Annotated in this window: 16 protein-coding genes; 4 read left to right on the forward strand and 12 right to left on the reverse strand. The window is 63.1% G+C overall.

The window, feature by feature from the left end:
• The first annotated feature begins 10 nt into the window (after positions 1-10).
• Positions 11-1,339 (forward strand): RNA-guided endonuclease TnpB family protein, encoded by a 1,329-nt coding sequence (locus tag CD04_RS0115855; protein ID WP_051849344.1) that lies wholly within the window; start codon positions 11-13, stop codon positions 1,337-1,339.
• Between the two features lie 127 nt (positions 1,340-1,466).
• Positions 1,467-1,769 carry a hypothetical protein gene (locus CD04_RS22750; protein ID WP_156030310.1) on the forward strand — a complete coding sequence of 101 codons (303 nt, stop codon included), beginning with the start codon at positions 1,467-1,469 and terminating at the stop codon, positions 1,767-1,769.
• Positions 1,770-1,794: 25 nt separating this feature from the next.
• On the opposite strand, the gene CD04_RS0115865 is transcribed toward CD04_RS22750, so the two are convergent.
• Both CD04_RS0115865 and CD04_RS0115870 read right to left on the reverse strand, forming a co-directional pair.
• Complete coding sequence (locus CD04_RS0115865; RefSeq protein ID WP_031408508.1) at positions 1,795-3,030, reverse strand: nucleoside recognition domain-containing protein; 1,236 nt, start codon at positions 3,028-3,030, stop codon at positions 1,795-1,797.
• Positions 3,031-3,381: 351 nt separating this feature from the next.
• Positions 3,382-5,415, reverse strand: coding sequence for a DEAD/DEAH box helicase (locus tag CD04_RS0115870; RefSeq protein ID WP_031408510.1), 2,034 nt, complete (start codon positions 5,413-5,415; stop codon positions 3,382-3,384).
• 248 nt (positions 5,416-5,663) lie between these two features.
• On the opposite strand from CD04_RS0115870, the gene CD04_RS0115875 reads away from it, so the two are divergent.
• Positions 5,664-6,995, forward strand: a complete 1,332-nt coding sequence (locus CD04_RS0115875; RefSeq protein ID WP_031408512.1) for an NAD(P)/FAD-dependent oxidoreductase — start codon at positions 5,664-5,666, stop codon at positions 6,993-6,995.
• Between the two features lie 176 nt (positions 6,996-7,171).
• On the opposite strand, the gene CD04_RS0115880 is transcribed toward CD04_RS0115875, so the two are convergent.
• The 7 genes from CD04_RS0115880 to CD04_RS0115920 form a co-directional block, all read right to left on the reverse strand.
• The gene (locus CD04_RS0115880; protein ID WP_031408514.1) at positions 7,172-7,396 is read right to left on the reverse strand and encodes a hypothetical protein; all 225 of its coding nucleotides are present in this window, start codon (positions 7,394-7,396) and stop codon (positions 7,172-7,174) included.
• Between the two features lie 272 nt (positions 7,397-7,668).
• Positions 7,669-9,018 (reverse strand): sigma 54-interacting transcriptional regulator, encoded by a 1,350-nt coding sequence (locus CD04_RS0115885; RefSeq protein ID WP_031408516.1) that lies wholly within the window; start codon positions 9,016-9,018, stop codon positions 7,669-7,671.
• A gap of 79 nt (positions 9,019-9,097) precedes the next feature.
• On the reverse strand, positions 9,098-9,721 hold the full coding sequence (locus CD04_RS24220; RefSeq protein ID WP_031408517.1) for a hypothetical protein: 624 nt from the start codon (positions 9,719-9,721) through the stop codon (positions 9,098-9,100).
• Positions 9,722-9,754: 33 nt separating this feature from the next.
• Complete coding sequence (locus CD04_RS0115895; RefSeq protein WP_051849345.1) at positions 9,755-11,332, reverse strand: HAMP domain-containing sensor histidine kinase; 1,578 nt, start codon at positions 11,330-11,332, stop codon at positions 9,755-9,757.
• 193 nt (positions 11,333-11,525) lie between these two features.
• Positions 11,526-12,368 (reverse strand): 23S rRNA (adenine(2030)-N(6))-methyltransferase RlmJ, encoded by an 843-nt coding sequence (locus tag CD04_RS0115900; protein WP_031408521.1) that lies wholly within the window; start codon positions 12,366-12,368, stop codon positions 11,526-11,528.
• Positions 12,369-13,027: 659 nt separating this feature from the next.
• Entirely contained in the window at positions 13,028-14,191 is a 1,164-nt protein-coding gene (locus CD04_RS0115915; RefSeq protein ID WP_231480666.1) for a YeeE/YedE thiosulfate transporter family protein, read from the reverse strand.
• Entirely contained in the window at positions 14,188-15,285 is a 1,098-nt protein-coding gene (locus CD04_RS0115920) for a sulfurtransferase (RefSeq protein WP_081858128.1), read from the reverse strand. Before CD04_RS0115920 ends, CD04_RS0115915 begins: the two co-directional genes overlap by 4 nt.
• 338 nt (positions 15,286-15,623) lie before the next feature.
• Here CD04_RS0115920 and CD04_RS25345 point away from each other — a divergent pair, with 338 nt between their 5' ends.
• The gene (locus CD04_RS25345) at positions 15,624-15,962 is read left to right on the forward strand and encodes a zinc ribbon domain-containing protein (RefSeq protein ID WP_156030311.1); all 339 of its coding nucleotides are present in this window, start codon (positions 15,624-15,626) and stop codon (positions 15,960-15,962) included.
• Between the two features lie 114 nt (positions 15,963-16,076).
• On the opposite strand, the gene clsB is transcribed toward CD04_RS25345, so the two are convergent.
• From clsB to nudB, 3 genes are all read right to left on the reverse strand, one after another.
• Positions 16,077-17,558: a cardiolipin synthase ClsB gene (gene clsB / locus CD04_RS0115935; RefSeq protein ID WP_051849346.1), complete on the reverse strand. Its 1,482-nt coding sequence runs from the start codon at positions 17,556-17,558 to the stop codon at positions 16,077-16,079.
• A gap of 108 nt (positions 17,559-17,666) precedes the next feature.
• Positions 17,667-18,557 carry an endonuclease/exonuclease/phosphatase family protein gene (locus CD04_RS0115940; RefSeq protein WP_051849347.1) on the reverse strand — a complete coding sequence of 297 codons (891 nt, stop codon included), beginning with the start codon at positions 18,555-18,557 and terminating at the stop codon, positions 17,667-17,669.
• Positions 18,554-19,069 carry a dihydroneopterin triphosphate diphosphatase gene (gene nudB, locus CD04_RS0115945; RefSeq protein WP_051849348.1) on the reverse strand — a complete coding sequence of 172 codons (516 nt, stop codon included), beginning with the start codon at positions 19,067-19,069 and terminating at the stop codon, positions 18,554-18,556. Before nudB ends, CD04_RS0115940 begins: the two co-directional genes overlap by 4 nt.
• Positions 19,070-19,137 lie beyond the last annotated feature (68 nt).

Raw genomic sequence — 19,137 nt, forward strand, 5'->3', positions numbered from 1 at the left:
AAATACCAGTCTGAAACGGCGCAAAGTCACGCTCAAGCTGTATCCCAATGCCGCGCAGATGGCGCGGCTGGAGGCGCGGGCACGGCTGCACTGCGAGTTGTACAACGCGCCGCTCGAAGAGCGCATCGACGCCTGGCACAAGGCCAGGAAGTCCATCTCTTACGACGAGCAGCAGAACGTCCTGCCGCAGATCAAGGCGGATCGGCCTGAGCTCAACGAACTCGGCAGCCACGCCTTGCAGCAGACGCTGCGGCGGCTGGATCTCGCCTTCCAGTCGTTCTTTCGCCGGGTCAAAGCTGGTCAAACGCCTGGATTCCCGCGGTTCAAGGCCGCGAAGCGGTTCGCGGGCTTTGCCTATCCCGACCCGGCTGGCTGGAAGCTCATGCAGCACGGCGGTCGTGGTGCCACGCTGCGCATTGGCAGTGGCGAGGCTGCGATGTCCATTCGGGCGCGCGGCCGGCACCGCTTCGGCGATCAGGCAAAACCCAACGACATCACCCTCACGCGCAAAGGTGGTGGGTGGTTCGTGTCGGTGACGCTGCGCGTGCCCGAGTCGGCCTGTGCGCGGCAGCGCACCGCCGATCTACGCCGTGGCGTGGACTTCGGGATCAACGACTGGGCGACGTTCGATGATGGACGGACCATCGATAACCCGCGCTGGGTGCGCGAGGAACTGCCGCGCCTTGCCGCGCTGCAGCGGCAGCGCGCCAGGAAGAAGAACGGATCGTTGCGCTTCAAACGGCTCGGGCGTCGCATCGCACAACTGCACGACCGGATTTCCAATCTGCGCCGGGACTTCGTGCACAAGGAAACAACCAGGATGGTGCGGCAATGCGCCGTCCTGGCCACCGAACAACTCGCACCGAAGAACATGAGCCGCAGCACACGCGGCACGGTGGAGACACCGGGCCGTCGCGTGCGGCAGAAGGCCGGACTCAACCGGGAGATTCTCTCGGCGGGGTTCGGCATGGCGCATCCGATGCTCGCGTACAAAGCGGAAGAAGCTGGTACGCGACTGCATCTGAGCAATACGCGCCAGCTCAAACCGTCGCAGCGGTGCTCCGCCTGTTGGGAGATCGTGCCCAAGACGCTGAGCCAACGCATGCATGTGTGCCCGTGCGGGCACACGGCGCCGCGCGACCAGAACAGCGCAATGGTGGTTCTCATCGACGCGCACAACACGCGGGACACGCCTGGCACGGGCGTGGCGGCGAGACCCAAACCTCTGCCACGGCAACGGGGCAAGTCCAGGTCTGTGACCCGCGAAACCCCCGCTACAACGCCATGCGTTGAGCGGCGGGAGGGTTCATCACAAGCCCCCTCCGGAGCGGTTCGTTGATGCGATCAGCGGGCCAATGCGGTATGCCAAGACTCCAAAGGGCCACGTTGAGATCCGCGGACGCAGCCGATTATTGAGCCGCCCACTGCGCAACGTCCTGCTCTGCGTGAATGGGGATCGGAACTCCATGTCCTTGCATACACTTGCGCATGCCTGCGGCGCATCGGCAGACGCGCTGCGGCAGCTTCAAGAGCTAGGGCTGATCACCGCCGAGGACCAGTCGGCCGCTGCCACCAAGCCCGTTTGGAATTCGACAAAGGGGCAAAGCGAGCCTGCATCCGATGCGCAGGGCCCCGACACCCTGCGGCCGATCGAACTGGGCGCCGACACCCTGAGCGCCTCCAGCGATGACTACCTGCGCTTACATGCGCATATGGAGACGCCAGGCAGCAATCGTGCCCGTGAGCTGCTGCATGACCTCTCGGCTTGACGAAGCCGGGCAACAGCAGTGGCTCTCAACGGGTGCCGAAAAACCAAGTGCACACCGCGATCGACGCCACGATCCCGGCCAGGTCCGCCAGCAGCGCGCAGCCCACGGTGTGCCGCACCCGGCGGATGCCCACGGCGCCGTAATACACAGCCAGCACGTAGAACGTCGTCTCGGTGCTGCCCTGCATGGTGGCGGCGGTAAGAGCGGGGAAACTGTCGACTCCATAATGCTGCATCGTCTCGATGAGCATCGCGCGCGCGGCGCTTCCGGAAAGTGGCTTGACCAGCGCTGTGGGCAGTGCCGCGACGAAATCTGTATTGAGCCCCACGCCCTTCACTACCCAGCGGATGCCGTCAATCGCATAGCCCAGAGCCCCCGAGGCACGCAACACGCCAACGGCACACAGCATCGCCACGAGGTAGGGCAGCAAGTCACGCGCCACGTCGAATCCCTGCTTGGCACCCTCGATAAAGGCCTCATAAACCGGTACGCGCTTAATGGCCCCGGCGAGCAAGAAGACAATGATGACGCCAAACAGCGCCAAGTTGCCAACCAACGATGACGCGTTGGCAAGCGTCGCCGCCGATAGCGTGCCCAGAAACGCGAGCAGTCCTCCCAGCAGCAGCGCAACGGCAGCCATATAGGCCAGCGCCACCGGATCCCAAAGCTTGAGGCGCTGCATAAAGGCCACGCTTAGAAGCCCCACCAGAGTGGAGGCGCTGGTGGCCAGCAGAATGGGCAGGAACACCAACGTCGGGTCGGCCGCCCCCTGCTGCGCACGGTACATGAAGATGCTTACTGGCAGCAGCGTCAGGGACGAGGCGTTGAGCACCAGGAAAAGGATCTGTGCATTGCTCGCCGTGTCGCTACTGGGATTGAGCGTTTGGAGCTCGCGCATTGCACGCAGCCCGACCGGTGTGGCGGCGTTGTCAAGACCGAGCACGTTGGCGGCAAAGTTCAGCGTGATGAGGCCGATAGCCGGATGGCCATCGGGAACCTCAGGCATCAGACGCCTGAACAGCGGCCCAAGCGCACGCGCAAGTGCGGTGACGAGTCCGGCCCGCTCGGCAATGCGCAGAAGCCCCATCCAAAGCGTGAGCGTGCCGAACAACAGCAGCATCACATCAACCGAAAGTTTCGCCATCGAGAAAAGGCTCCCAACGATGGCCGCGAACACCGCCGGGTCGCCACCCAGCAACCAGCGGGCCAGAGCTGCCACCGCTGCCGCAAGAAAAAAGCCGAGCCAGAGACGGTTGAGCATAAAGGGGCGCGTGCCGATCAAAACGGGTCACGCCATGGTAGAGCTTCGCACTGCGCGAGGGTACCGCGAGCACTGGCCAAGCATGAAGACGATCGCTCCCCCGAGATCCCTCGCGGCGACGCACCGAGCCGACGGCCGCTCTCGCCTCGCCTGCATCAGCTTGGGATCATCGCAACCACACGCGTGGCCCCGCGTGTACCGCTTGCGCTCACCCGCTGGGGAGACCGAGGGGAAGCCTCAGCCCCGGGCCGATAACAGCCCGCCGCACCGATCCGCGACACCCCTGAAACGAAGGCTGCGTCCCACGCTGGCGAATGTTCCTTCTGGGTGTCGTCAATTGCCCTTTGCGGGTTAGCGACGTATCGGCTTGCGCTTGGGCGCAGCAGGCTTGGTGCTCCCCGCACGAGTGCTCGCACGCAGGGTCGGCCGCCCCGATCCCGCCACGGGTTTTGCGCGTGTGGCGCCCTCGACCGGAAGGGCCTTTGAACCCTCCCCGACTGCGCTGAGCTTCAGCTGGTGGCCCAGCACCCAGGTTTTCTGGAGGGTCCGCATGACATCCCGAGGCATGCCCGCGGGCAGATCCACAAGGCTGTATTGGTCGCGAATGGCGATATTGCCAATATGCTTGTTATCCAGCCCGGCCTCGTTGGCGATGGCGCCCACCAAATTGCGTACTTCCACGCCATGCGCTCGACCCACTTCCACGCGGTAGGTTTCGAAGGCCATCGCGCCAGGTATTGGCTTAGCTCGGCGTGGCGCAGGACGTGCGGCCCGGACATCGTCCGGCTCGTGCACCGCATGCGCCTTCTCAAGACGTGCCTCGAGCACTCGCTGTTCCAGTTCGCCGAGTGCTGCGTCGGCAATGTCGGTGAGACCCCGAGGCTTGGCGCGCGCTGGTTTGGGCTCGCGCGTTGGAAACCTCACACGATCGTCTCCATGCACCTCGCGCTCGAAGCTCTTCGTGTGTTGCGCACGCGCCGCTGGGCCTGCAGAGCGCTCCCGGGCGCGGGCGCCCATGCCTTCGCTGCTCAGGGCAGATGTGGATTCCGAGCCGGGCGCAAGCAGAAGCGGCTTGCCACCTTGCACCATGCGGGCAAGCGCCGCAGCGATCTCGATCGCCGGAACGTCATGCTCCTGTTCATAGCGCTCGATCAAGCTCTGAAACTGTTCAAGCCCTTCTTGTTCGCGCGCCTCGGTAATGCGATCCAGGAAACGGGCAATGCGCTTATTGTTGACATCCTGTGTGCTCGGCAACTGCATCGGAGTGATGGGCTGACGCGTTGCCCGCTCGATCGCGCTCAATAAATGCCGCTCGCGCGGCGTCACGAACAAGATGGCCTGCCCGCTGCGCCCGGCCCTTCCGGTGCGGCCAATGCGATGCACGTAGCTCTCCGTGTCTGTGGGAATGTCGTAATTCACCACATGGCTGATGCGATCCACATCCAATCCGCGCGCGGCCACGTCGGTGGCCACAAGAATGTCGATCTGCCCGTCCTTCAGGCGCTGCACGGTGCGCTCGCGCTGGGCCTGGAGAATATCGCCGTTGAGGGCCGCCGTCGAAAAACCGCGAGCCCCAAGCTTTTCGGCCAGTTCCTCGGTGGCCAGCTTGGTCCGGGCGAAAACGATCATGCCATCGAAGGTTTCGACCTCCAGAATGCGCGTGAGCGCGTCAAGCTTGTGCAGGCCGCTGACCATCCAATAACGCTGCTGGACCTGTGTGGCGGTACTCGTTTTGGCCTTGATCGTGATTTCCGCAGGCGTGCGCAAATGGGTGCTGGCAATGCGCCGGATCGCCTGCGGCATGGTCGCCGAGAACAGGGCCACTTGGCGCGTTGGCGGGGTCCGCTTCAGGATGGATTCAACGTCGTCGATGAAACCCATGCGCAGCATTTCGTCCGCTTCATCCAACACCATATGCGCCAAACCATCGAGCTTGAGCGTGCCGCGCTCCAAGTGGTCGATGATGCGCCCGGGCGTGCCCACCACCACGTGTGCACCCCGCTTGAGCGCGGCCAGTTGCGGCACATAGCTCTGGCCGCCATAGATTGGCAGAACATGAAAGCCTGGAAGGTGCGTGGCGTAGCTGGAAAACGCCTCGGCCACCTGGATGGCAAGTTCACGCGTCGGTGCCAGCACCAGCGCCTGCGGGTACTTGCGGGCGACATCAATGCGAGCAAGGATTGGAAGAGCGAACGCCGCTGTCTTTCCGGTTCCGGTCTGGGCCTGGCCGACCAGATCGCGGCCTTCCAGGAGGATCGGTATCGTGGCTGCCTGGATGGGCGATGGCGTCTCGTAACCCACGTCGCGGAGCGCCGCAAGGAGATACTCGGGGAGGCCCAAGTCGGCGAAGGATGCGGGCTGGCTTTCGGGTGCTGGGCTTGACATGGCTATGATGAATTTGGAGTCGGTTTCACGTTCGGAAACCCGCTGTGATGGGAATTGGGCTATGCCCCTGCCGCAATTGTGCGCCAGACCCGGTTGCCGTTGAACCTGCCTGACTGCGCTGGACCCTGCGTGGCCCCCAACCGCCCACTTTTTCCGCACAATAGCAGCTTATCGGCGCTTTGCATTGCCCTGAACGCACAAGCGCACCGTCCACGTTTCGTATTTCCGCACGAATGCAAAGGCACACCATGGACTCGCCATCTGTCTCCTCTTCGCTGCCTCGCGTCGTCATCGTTGGTGGCGGCGCGGGCGGGCTCGAACTCGCCACACGTTTGGGTAACACCCTGGGCCGGCACGGCCGTGCCGAAATTACGCTCATCGAGCGAGGACGCAGCCATCTTTGGAAGCCTCTGCTGCACCAGGCAGCCGCCGGAACACTGGACATTGACGACAACGAACTGAACTACCTTGCGCAGTCCACCTGGCATCATTTCAAGTACCGTCTGGGCGCAATGGAAGGCCTGGACCGGGCGGGCCGGCGCGTGTTGGTTGCACCGACCCTGGACGATGACGGACGCGAGATTGTGCCCCGGCGCAGCTTCGACTACGACATTCTGGTCATCGCTGTGGGAAGCCAGAACAATGACTTTGGCACCCCTGGCGCCGCGGAATACGCCATCGCACTCGACACACCGGAAGACGCACGACGGTTTCACAAGCGCCTCGTCAATGCCTGCATTGCGGCGAACACGCAGGATGGTCCGCTACGCCCGGAGCAGCTCAAAGTGGTCGCCATCGGCGCGGGCGCCACTGGCGTAGAACTGGTAGCCGAGCTCCACAATTCCACCCGGGTACTGGCCGCCTACGGGTTGGACCGCATCGATCCAGAGCGCGATGTCCGGCTGAGCCTGGTGGAGGCTGCCCCGCGTATCCTTCCGGCCTTGTCCGAGCGCCTGTCTGCGGCGGCGGCAGCTGAGCTTGCCAAGCTCGGGGTACAAATGCACACGGGCAAGCGCGTCACCGCAGTCACGGCAACCGGCGTGCACACGGCCGATGGAGACTTTCTGCCCGCCGAGCTGGTGGTATGGGCCGCGGGCGTCAAAGCCCCTGACTTCTTGCGCGATATCGATGGCCTGGAAACCAACCGCACCAACCAACTCATCGTATTGCCCACTTTGCAGACGACGCATGATGCCCGGATCTTTGCCATGGGCGACTGTGCAGCCTGCCCTTGGGAAGGGCATGCTGGCAACGTGCCCCCAAGAGCGCAGGCGGCGCACCAGCAGGCAAGTCTTCTCGTGCACCAGGTGCCTCGCCTATTAGCCGGCAAACCATTGCACGCTTTTCGTTACCGGGACTTTGGTTCGCTGGTTTCACTGGGCGAGCACAGCACTGTTGGAAGCCTCATGGGTGGATTGTCCAAGGGCAGCATGTTCATTGAAGGCCACTTTGCCCGGTTCATCTACTGGTTGCTCTACCGCATGCATTTGCATGCGCTCCATGGTTTCTGGAAGACGGTGTTTCTCACACTTGCGCGCATCATTTCGCGCACGACTGAGCCCAGGATCAAGTTGCACTAAGCCGTGGCAACGGACGATTTTGCGCTTGAGCTCCTGGCGTCGACCCCCTTTGACGATGCCGAGCCGGACCCGATCTCGAATGGGCACGATGCACGCGACGGGCAAAAAAATGCCAAGCAGAAGCTTGGCCAAGGGGGGAGGAGACAACAACCGGCACGTGACCGGCGAGATCATTCTTAATCTTTTTTCTCGCCTTCTTGTTTCGTCTTTTCCTGCGCTTTTTCGGGTGCGGAGGCACTGCTCTTGGCCCCCTGCTGAGCGACAGTTATGGCTTGTGCGGCAGTCTCGGCCGGCATCCCGGCGGCATGAGCCTGGCCCCACATCATGGAGGCAGCCAATAGCAGGGCGGCGCTCAGTCCAAATGCGAAAGTCCAGAGTTTCTTTGAGAAAGAAGGTTGCATGGGTTCGTCCTTTATCTTGGGCTATCTGATCCAGGATTGGAGGGATGGATCTTCCTGCGGCACCCTATACAAGCACATTGCGTGCCAGCCTTCTTTTTTTTGCAAAATCAATAACTTATTGACCTCTATGCGAGCCAACTGGCGTTAGTGCATTGCGAGATGCCATTTGAGCTCTCTGAACGTCGCCTCAACCCGACGCTTTGCGCCGACATTTCGCAAGCGACTGTTTTTGCAGGTCTATTTTGTCGCTTTTGAACGACATCGATGGCTTGCTATTCGCTGGTCTTGAACAGCGCCGGTGAAAGTGCGTGCTTTTGCAACAGCCGGTAGAACTCGGTACGGTTGCGCTGGGCAAGCCGCGCCGCCTCCGTGACCTGGCCGCCGGTCAGTTTCATCAGATTGACCAGATATTCACGCTCGAAACGGTCCTTGGCCTCTGCATAGCTCAGGATTTCCGTCGGCTTATTGCGCAGTGCGCGCGCCACGAGCGCCGCGGGAATGCGTACCGTGGTGCACAGCGCACAGCACTGCTCGACGACGTTCATCAACTGCCTGATGTTGCCTGGCCAGTCGGCGCGCATCAGCAGGTCCAGCGCCTCGGGCGCAAAGCCGACGATGCGACGTCCATGCTTGGGAGCCAGTTTTTCCACGAAGTGCTGCGCAAGCGGACCAATATCCTCGCGGCGTTCGCGCAAGGGGGGAATATGCAGGTTGACGACGTTGAGCCGGTAGTACAAGTCTTCGCGGAATTGCTGCTGCCGGATGGCCTCTTCCAGATCGCGGTGCGTGGCCGAGACAATGCGCACGTCCACGGCGACGGATTGGCCGGAGCCCACTGGTCGAACCTCACGCTCCTGCAGCACACGCAGCAGCTTGGCCTGCAGCGCCAGCGGCATGTCTCCGATTTCGTCCAAAAAGACCGTACCGCCCTGCGCCGTCTGGAACAAGCCCTTGCGCGCCGAATCAGCCCCGGTGAAGGCTCCCTTGGCATGACCAAAGAGCTCGGATTCGAGCAGCGCCTCAGGAATGGCGGCGCAATTGATGGCTACGAACGGTCCGCGCCTCCGTGGACTCGCCTGGTGCACAGCGCTCGCCAGCATCTCCTTGCCCGTTCCCGACTCGCCCTGAATCAACACACTGGCTTCGCTTGCCGCCACGAGCGCCACCTCGTCAAGCAGCGCGTTCATCAGCGGACTTGCGGTGACGATTTCTGGGAACCGCTGCTTCGCCGGCTTGCCCACCACGGGGCTACCGGTGCCGACCGCGCGCGCCAGCAAAGCAAGCAACTCGGAGGCTTCGAAGGGCTTGGTGAGGTAGCCAAAGACACCACTCTGGGCGGCTGCCACCGCGTCCGGAATGGTGCCGTGAGCGGTGAGAATGATGACGGGCAGTGACGGGTCTGTGGCGTGGATGCGCTCGAACAGCGCCATGCCGTCCATCCCCTGCATGCGCAGATCCGTGATGACAGCTCGTGGACGCGCCACAGCCAACCGAGCCAGCGCCTCCTCAGCACTGGCCACGGGCACAGGCTTGTAACCGGCCGACTGAAGCCGCATGCCCAGAAGGCGCAAAAGATCGGCGTCATCATCGACCACAAGAACGCTTGGGGCAGCCGTGCTCATGAGGCTTCGCGCTCAAGCCTGGGCGAAATCGCCCGGCCCGGATCCTGTTCGGAGGGCACTTTCTGGGCCCGAAAATCGCTCATTTCGTCTTTCCTGGCCTGCTTTGCGTTCGATCCTGCAATTCCACCTCCAAATTCTTGATCTGACCAATCTTGTCTTGAAGATCCGCCACCTGCTTGTTGGCGCGCGCGAGCTCCGTGCGCAACTGAGCCAACTCCAGGGTCTGCCGGCTCAGTCGCTGGATCACCCGAATAAACTGAATCGAGGCCGGGTCCTCGGTCTGCGCATCCAGCTTACGGAGCAAATCCTGTGCCTGAGTGGCCTCCTCAGTGGTGGGGGCAGCACGGGCTATCAGCAAATACGCCAATTTGAGCTTGTCGGCGGGAGTGCGCTGAGCACCGAGCGCCTGCAATCGCTGCATTTCCGCATTGGCTGCAGGCTGCGATTCGACGGCAATTTTCCGCAAAGTGTCGCCAATCCACGCCATGCTTAACGGTTCGGGCTTGAAGACGGACTGTAATGCCGTGATGGGCGAGGAAGTGGGCTGCGCTTTGGACGGCGCAGCGGGTACCGCGGCGCTTGCGTGCGGCGGATACGCGGCGTCAGGCCGGGCGGGCTGCTGCAATGGAGCGCAACCTGCCAGCGCGCCCAACGTGCTGACGAGCACAAGCCGCCTGAGCAGGAATTCGGTTGGATGTCTCATGACGCCTCGGTCAATAACATGTGCATCGGCCCCTCAGCTCTTGTCATCGGAGGGCTGTGTCGAAACCCAGTCGGAAGACGACTCGGGATCGCCCTCGAGTGCGCCGGCTGCTTCATTCTGGTCGGCATTCGCGGCACCCGCCACCGCATGCGCCTTGCTTTGCGCGGCACTCAGATCGGGGCGAAGCGGCAGGTGCACGCAAAAGCAAGCGCCACCATCCTCCTGGGTCCGACAAAGCTCAATGTCACCGCCATGCAATTGGGCATATTCCCGCGCAATGGCCAGGCCCAGACCACTACCGGGCGCGGCCGCGGGTGGCTGCCGGCTGCCCTGGAAAAAGGGCTTGAAGAGGTGAGCCCGATCCTCTTGGGCCACGCCCGGGCCTTGGTCGCACACAATCACCTCCACCGCCTGCTTTGCGCCCCGCACTGTGATGGCAATGACGCCGTTCACAGGACTGAAACGCATGGCGTTGATCAGCAGGTTTTCAAACAGGGTATCGAGCTTTCCACGGTCGGCTTGTAAAAGGGGGGCGCTGCCCTCACGCTGCACGCGAAGCCGCTTGGCTCGCCGCGCCAAGTCATTGCGCAGCACGAGCGCGTCAAGAAGCGCAGCCAGATCCACTCCCCCCGAGACCAGCGGATCAAGCTGTCGCTGTGCACGGCTGTAGCCGATGAGGTTCTCGATTCGCTGCTGAAGGTCCCGTGCGTTACCGCGCATGATTTGTGTAATTTCGCGCTGCTGCGCGGTCAGCTTTCCGCCCACGCCGTCGGCCAGCAGCTCCACGCCCTCGCGCAGAGATGCCAGCGGCGTCTTGAGCTCGTGCGAAACGTGGCGCAGGAAGCGCAGCTTCTGCTCATCCAGCTCGCGCAGGCGCAGGCGCAGCCAGTCAAGCTGCTGACCGAGAAATACAAGATCGACTGGGCCCTGCACGCGTGGCTGAGGCTGCAGGTCGCCAGCACCCAGCCGGCGAATGGCCTGGTCAATCTGCCGCACCGGACGTGACAACAACCAGGAAAAGAGTGCCGCAATCAAAACGGACAAGAGGACGGCGGCTGCCGCCTGACTGAGTAATACCGTGCGCAAGGTCTGGGCCCGGCGCGTGAGCGCGGCAACTTGGCTGTCCACCATGGCGTTGCCTGCTACCGTCACCTGATCGGCCAGGCGACTCAAGGCCGCAAATTCCGTCGCGAAGGAATCGAAACGCCGCAGACCGACATTGGTGGGGTCGTTCAATTGCGAATACAAGACCTTTTCCCTCTGGTCTATCGTATTGATCCGACTGCTGTTGGAAGGACCAAACGGCAATGCGCGTAGCGTCTGCAGCGCATGATCGACGGCCTCGTGCGCATCACGCATACCTGCACGCAATTGCGGATCCTGCAACACATAAAACTGGCCTGCTGCGCGCTGCAGTGTGGAGATGTCTTCGGCGAGTTGCCGTGTGGTGCGCGTCACCTGCACGGTAATCGCGATAGCTGAGCGCGTCTGTGCCGCCAAGCGCTCCTGAACGTAGGCGGTATAGCCCATGCCCAGCAAAAGCGGCAGCGTGACGAGCGCAAAACCCACCAGAAGCAGGCTGGAAAAGGAGCGCGGATAGGGCAGACGCATGGCAGCTGAATGGCGCGAGAAAGACGCAAATCGAAACTCGCCGCATTATGCTGCCACGTGGCGACGCAAGTTTGCATGCGTCAGATTGGCGTGCAGCACTGCATCCAGCCGTTGCTCGTTCCCACCTTCCGCCTCAGGACGCGACCCTCCTGCCCGCCTGGTGTGCGGGCAGGAGTTGGCCCACACGCAACGACTAGGGCGTAAATCCTTCCAGGACCGACTTCCCCGCTCCATCCTGCCCGAGCGCACGCGCCAGCCAAGGAAGCACGCTTTCCAGGCTCTTTTGCAAGCCGAAGGGTGGATTGATGACGAACATGCCACTGCCCATCAGGCCGTATCCATCTGCGCGTGGAGCGCTGGTGGTGAGTTGGGCATGCAGCCAACTGGCTGGCGCCATGGCCTTAAGACGCTTGGGCAAGCGGATGGCTTCAAGACTTTGCAGTTGCGGGTACCAAACGCAGTACACACCGGTAGCGAAGCGCATGACGGCGTCGCGCAAGGCGGCCACGAGTTGCCCGTAGTCGCTGTCGAGTTCATACGATGGATCAAACAGTACGACACCGCGCCGCGTAGGCGGGGGTAATAAAGCCTTGAGCCCAGAAAATCCGTCGCTGTTGCGAACTTCGACGTGGGGCTGCTGGCCCCACGTCGCGTTGAGCATACGAAAATCTGTTGTGTGCAACTCGAACAGCCGCATGCGATCTTGCGGGCGCAGCACCATGCTCGCCAATGCGGGCGACCCGGGATAAATGCGCAGGTCGCCGTCGGCATTGAACTCGCGGATGCGCTGCACATAGGCTGCAACGGGCCGTGGCAGATCCCTGCGGCCCCAAAGCAAACCAATGCCCGTCTGGTATTCGGCCAGTCGCTGCGCCATGCGCTCGGCAAGTTTGTAGCTTCCCGCCCCGGCATGGGTGTCGATGTACCAGTAGCCCTTTTCTTTTGCGCCCATGCGCTCAAGAACGCCAAGCAGGACAATGTGTTTGAGAACGTCGGCTGCGTTGCCGGCGTGGAAGGCGTGTCGATAGGCGAGCATCGCGAAGTTCGAGTGTGGGATCCCGAACTGTAGCGCGTGGGAATGTGCAACTGTCCGGCAAGGTCCAGCCAATCCCCACCTGCGCGGCGCGCCGTTAATTGCGTTGCGTCCCCTGGGGCTGGACGTCGAACGCCGCCACACGAAGCGTGTGGCGCGGGGATCCTACGCGCGCTGAGCCGAGGCCCGCAAAGGGCCGCGTGCCGACGACAGGCAGATCACGTTTCCAGCAATCGAAAAGTCGGAAAGGGGGCGGCGATGGGCTTTCTTGCCCTTGGCGAGCCGTACTCGGGCGCCTTGCGCACGCTGGCACATCGGCCTTTCGTCCCGTTCATCCGCACGTGGGACGAAAGCCCCCTCGTGGTTCGGTCGCTGCTGTGCGCTGCCTTCGCGTGCGGGGCCGCGCATCACGATCGTGGAAAGTCAAAGTCGCGCATGATCTCAGGCGCCGCGCCAACAATACCCTCATTTCCCAGGCGCCAGCGAACAGTGCCCGGCGTCGGGTGCCGGGCCGTTTCCGAGAGCCAGAGGGGGCGGTTCGGCAAATCGTTGGTGCGGGGCGCTCGTGCGCCAGTCCAGCACGATCAGCGCCAATAACACGGCCCATAGGGCACAGGCAGCCCATGATTTTTTGCACGGAAGTTTCATCGCGCGAACTGCCGTCAACCTTGGATGCTCAGACGCCTGCGCAGGCGCACACCCAGCACACTGCCGAGGAACGCGCAGCCAAACCAAACCCAGCCATGCAAGCTGCCGGTTGCGATCCCGGAGAAATAGGCCCCCACGTTGCAGCCAAAGGCGAGCCGCGAACTGTATCCAAGTGCCAACCCGGCCAACACGGAGGCGGCCCATGCTCGCGCTGTCAATCTCGCACGGGCGTAAGCCTTGCTCCTCCAGCGAGCGGCGATGAGCGCCCCCAGAAGCAGCCCAAGATCCGTGATGCTGGTGTTGTCGGCCAACACGCTGGCGTGGAGCTGTGCCTGTTGGGCTGGCAGACCCCAGAAGGCGTTGTGACGCAGATCCACACCGAGTGCCTGCACGATCTTGCCACCCCATAGCCCCAACCCGTAGACGATACCCCAGGGTTGACCTGCCACCACCAGATTGGCTGCACCCAAAAGACCTAATGCCACGGCCGCGACCCAAACCGCCCCACCCTGCCAACGCGATGGCTGACCTGAGCGCAACCGCCAGAGCAACGCCGCCAACGCGGCGAGCGCACTGAGTTGCACGGTCAAAGTTTGCCACACGCCCATCACCTTCACGAGATCCACCGGCGGTAGAGCGCCCAGAGCCAGCCAAGCTGGCAGCTGCGCTGCACCAAAGAAACTGCCAAACACGAAAGCCGGGAACACCGCGAGGCTTACTGGATGGCCCGCCCCCGCCTTGTACAGTGTGCCCGAGCCACAGCCATCGGCGACTTGCATGGCCGCGCCAAACACGAAGGCGCCGACCAAAAGACTGATGGAAAGCGGCCCATCGGCGCCTTGCAGCTCCGGGTGGGTGCCCAGCAGCGGCACGCTGAATACCATCGCAACGGCAATGCCCACGAACTGCGCCCACAGGCCCTTGGGGTCTCGATCGGTGATCCACACCCTCCAACCGGTGGTGAAACCAAACGCCGCGGCAGACAGCGCGAGTCCATACCCGACACCGATACACCACAGGAGTCCCTGACGCCAGCCAACCAGCCAGGTGGTGATGCCAAACCCTGCAAACGCTGCGCCCAGTAGCAGGACTCGCCGACCCCATGCGGACGCACTGGGCGCTTCATGCGCCCGACGGGGGAAATCGGCCGGGGAGCCCGTTTCGAAAGCCGTATTCAATGTGCTTGCCAAATCTGTCTGAGCTGTGCCCATAGCTGTTCGCTACGCGTGGGGACATGGACCATGGGCTCATCGGCGCGCGACCAGTCCACCATGGAGCCAGGGTAAAGCCTAACGTTCGGCACATGCAACAGCTGCGACAGGACGAACCAGTTTGTGGCAGCCCAGTGTCCTGTGTTGCAAAACGAGACGATCGGCTCGACACCCTCCGGCTGCGGCAAGCCGGCAGCAATGCGCTTCAGCACTGCCATGGGTGGAAGTTCGCCGGAGCCGCGTGGAAACCAGCGCGCATTGTCGAAATTCAATGCGCCAGGCAGGGTGCCAGGCTCAAGCGCTGCCGGCGCCTTGGCTTTACCGAGGTAAAACGCAGCCGGGCGCGCATCCAGCAACAGCACGCCGCGCGGATCATGCACCGCCTGCGCCACTTGTTTACGGCTGGCCAGAATCGATGAATCCAGGCGCGGGACAAACGCCGAGGGCGTCACTTGCGCAGCCTGGCGTGTGACGCCAAGACCGGCCCGCGTCCACGCAAGCATTCCGCCATTGAGGATCGCCAGATGCGACACTCCGAGCCATTTGAGCGTCCAGTACACGCGGGCCGGAGCGCCGAAGTCGCTCGGGCTGCCGCCGTCAGCCACCAGCACCACGCGAGTTCGCGAGTCGATGCCGAGCCGCCGCAGCAGCGCGGTGTAATCTGCGACCGCCAGCAACTGGCCCGGGTCATCCGCGGGACCGCGCCAAGAAGAATACGGCGCCCACAGCGCGCCCGAAATGTGGCCGGCAGCATAGGTCGATGAGCCGCCATCATCTTCGCGTATGTCCACCACACGCACCTGAGGCAGGACCGCATGCAGTTGAGCGGGCGTGAGTAGTGGGCCAAACGTGGCGCGGGCCGCCGGGATCGTGTCCAGACCAACGCCTGGTGAAGTCATGGCGCTCGCGCTTTGACTTAAGGCCCAAGCGGCCAGCAGCCAGAAGAGCACGATGCCAATCTTGAGACGTTCCCACAGTCTGCCAAACGCTTGGGCTGGACGGACGGAGGAGCGCAATGGGGCGCGGTGCTTCTTGCGAACTTCGGATGTTAGGGGGTTCATGGCCGCCATTGTGAGCAATGCCGGATCCCATCGGAAATACAGTTTCGCCATACGCATAGAACTGTCGGATATAAAGGGTCCGCCAACACCCACACCGCGCCTTACAAGCCACAACCAGCCCAGCGTGAAGCCTGAGCAGGCTGCGGCAAGGCGCAGCGCAAGCTCCCGCGCCACACCAGGGGCGGCAGCAACCAACGCAAGCCCACGCGACGCATCGAGGCGCCAGCACGAGAAAAGCGAACACTGGGACTTCGCGTACCCGCCCAGGCATGCCCTCGTTGCCAAACCGTGCCCGCTGCTCGACGTGAGCCGTCAGGGGCGCTGCGTGCTGCAAAGCTGTGGTCGCCGTCCCAGCGGATCGCACCGTGCAGGAATGTGCCGCATACGGGCAGTTTCACCCCGACAACCGCCGATCGGAGGATCGGTTTGTCTGCCAACGCTGCCGGCACATGCATCACCCCGACGCGAACGCCGCGCGCATCATGGCCAAGCGCGGCGTGGATCGGGTCCTGTCCGGCAGAAACAACGGCAAGCCGAGCAAGCGCACCATGCGCCTGCGATCCAAACGCGCCAAAGTGACACATGGGGCGTCGCGCGCAAGGCGCAGGGCTGGAAACAACACTGCGCTGCTGACGCGGAACCATGAAACCCCGACGGCAACCGCAACAGTGGTTTAGTGGCGGGAGGGTTGCTTCACCGCCGTGGCCGCCTGTGTTGAGCCCCAAAGGAACGCCTGTCGCACCTGTGCGGGTCTTGACGTCCGCAGGGGCGAGATTTGTCGCCCCTGCGGCTTAGTACCGCCTCGTTCCACCCGCCAATGCGATAAACAGTCGGGCCGCCAGCGCGACGAGCGGGCGTGTCCACCACGCAATGCGACGATGCAGGTGCAGGTCATCGATGGGCACGGCATGGGCCAATTCACCCTGCACATGCGCCGCCAGCGAACGCGCGAAACGCGCATCGCGAACCATGACGTTGGCCTCGCGGTTGACCAGAAGTGACAGCGGATCAATGTTGGAGCTGCCCACGGTTGCCCAAGCTTCATCCACTACTGCCACCTTGCCGTGCAGGTAGGCACGCTGGTATTCGCAGATGCGCACGCCCGCTTGGAGCAGTTCGCGGTAGAGCGCATGCGCAGCCCAGCCCGCGGCGCGGTAGTCAATGCGCCCCTGCAGCAGCAGCGTCACGCGCACGCCTCGCCCCGCAGCTCGCTTGAGACTTTCGCGGAACGCCTGACCAGGATAGAAGTATGGTGACATAAGAAGCACTTGCGCACGCGCATGGTCGATCGCGTGGATGTACGCTCGCTCGATCGCGCGGCGCTGCAGGAGGTTGTCCCTCACCACAAGAGCTGCACGCATGCCAGATCGACCATCGGAACAGACACGGTGCTGCCGGCCCTCACCCGAAAGCAATCGCTTTTGCGGCGCCTGGACCTCCTCGCGCGGTGGCGCCTCGCCACCCCAAGCAAGGAGTTCGTCCAGATAGCGCTTACGCGCGCTGCGTGAACCCAGCACATCAGGTCCGGGAGCCCTTCTCAGCTGGCGCTGCACACTGCCCGTTGCCACTGTACGCAGCCAGAGTCGACGCATGCTCCAGAGCGCCTGTTGAGCCACCAAGCCCCGCACCCGCACCGCGTAGTCCAGACGCGGCTGAGCGGTCCACCCATGATGGATATCCAGCCGATCGTCAATCAGGTTGATACCGCCAATGAAGGCTGTCTCGCCGTCAACGACGCACACCTTGCGGTGCAACCTGCGCCAGTGCCCACGTTGAATCAGATCCAGCCAGCGGCGCCACGGTCGGTAGACCATGAACTCCACACCGCTGCCATCAAAGAGCGCATCCAGCCTGGGCACACTTCGGGCCGAACCCAGACCATCCACCATCACCCGCACCTGCACGCCCCGCTGCGCTGCATCCACCAATGCCGCAGCAAGGTCGAGTGCCAAAGCATCGTCGTGAAAGATATAGGTTTCCAGCCAAATGCTGGTGTGCGCCTTCGCCCATGCGGCTTTGAGCGCAGGAAAGAGTGCCTTCCCATAAGGCAACAAGTCGACGCAATTGCCGGTGGACCACGCCGGCCCTAGCGCAGCATCCTCATCGCCATCCGGGTCCAGCCGAGCCCCAGCTCCCGGCTGCAGGCGCAGCCAGCGTGCCGCCTGCCAGGTCGCGCGCAGCCACGCTCGCACCCTGACGAATCGAGCGGCTCGCCGAGGAGTGCGTCGAAAAGCACTACGGGCACGTGCGGATGTGGCGAGCGGGGCAGGCATGCGCTGGGATGGGTCCAGTCCGTGACTCTGACATGACATTGCCCAATTGTGCCCGCCCTTGTGGCGGCTGAGCGAGAAACCAGTCGAACTTGAAAATCCAGGGGTCGATCAATAGGGCGGCTGCGCGGGCGTGCCGTGCGATGCTTGGTGCGCACCGGACGACAAAAGGCCATCGTGCTCGCGTTCGAGCTCAACCAGCAACGGTGCGTGGTCCGACAGCCGCGCCCAGCCCGCCCCCCATCCCAGGCTAACCAGTCGAGCGGCGTACCCGCGCGCATAGATGCGGTCCAACGGCATCAGTGGAAGCCGCGCAGGGTAGGTACGCACACGCTGACGCCAGCGGGGCTTGCGCGCATCGCGCCGCTGTGTGACCCTTGTGGACACATCGGTCAACTGAACGGCGCCGAGTTCAGCACCGAGCTGTCCGCGCCAGTCGTTGAAGTCTCCAGCCACAATCACGGGTTCGTCGGGCGGCACTTGGCTCGTGATGTAGTGAACCAGTCTCGCAATCTGGCGCTTGCGGCCACCGCCGAAGAGGCCAAAGTGCACGACGATCGCGTGCAGTGTCTGCTGTGCCGGCGTGGCCTCGGGCAACGGCACACACAGACGCACATGGAGCAGCCCGCGCTGCTCGAACCGGTGGTCCGATACGTCGTGATGCTTCACGCTCAGGATCGGGTAGCGCGACAGCAACGCGTTGCCGTGCTCGCCATGTCGGGTCACGGCATTGGTGTGATAGGCCGTGTGCATGCCCAGGCCTTCCCCGAGCAACTCATGCTGCGGCTGTTCAGGCCAATGCGCAAACCGCCGGGCGTGGCGCTGGTGGGCGAACTGCACCTCTTGGAGAAACACGAGGTCCGCATCAAGCTCGCGCAGCGCTCCCTGAAGGTCGTGAATGCTCAGTCGCTTGACCGGACCCAACCCCACAACTCCCTTGTGGATGTTGTACGACGCCACACGCAGGGCGCTGGACGCGGGAGGTGACGCTTGCGATGTCACTTTGAATTCCCCGGCATCAGGCGCCGCGGCAATTGCCGTATCGCCTCGGCGTTCGATGCTGAAAAACACTGCATTGCAGCCTCTTCCCAGGGAAGCCACACCTGCGCGCGATGCTCCCGCGGCGCCAGGGTCACCGATACTCGAGCCGGCACTTCCAGGCTAAAGACGTGCTCGGTGTTCTTCCATACGCCGGGCGCGTAGCGGTGGCGCCACAAGGGGTAAATGTCATAGACGTTCGACAGATGCCAATCGCGCAGCGCCGACCACGGCACTCCATCGCAGCCAATGCGAATGCCGGTCTCTTCCGCGACCTCGCGCGCGGCCGTGCCGCTGAGGACCTCACCCGGCGTATCCACACTACCCGTGACACTCTGCCAGAAGCCAGGTTGGCGGGCGCGCTCGATCAGAAGCACATCAAGCTGCCGCGTGTGTATCACGACCAGAACGGACACCGGGATCTTATAGATCTCGGCGTGCGTTGGAGAGATTGACGGGGAGTGAGAGGCTGACATGGTTGAGCAATAGGGGGAGTGCCTGCACGGCGCTGTAAGGCACCATGCTCATGTTAGATCCCCGTGGC

Source organism: Thiomonas sp. FB-Cd, assembly GCF_000733775.1.
Classification (GTDB): Bacteria; Pseudomonadota; Gammaproteobacteria; order Burkholderiales; family Burkholderiaceae_C; genus Thiomonas_A.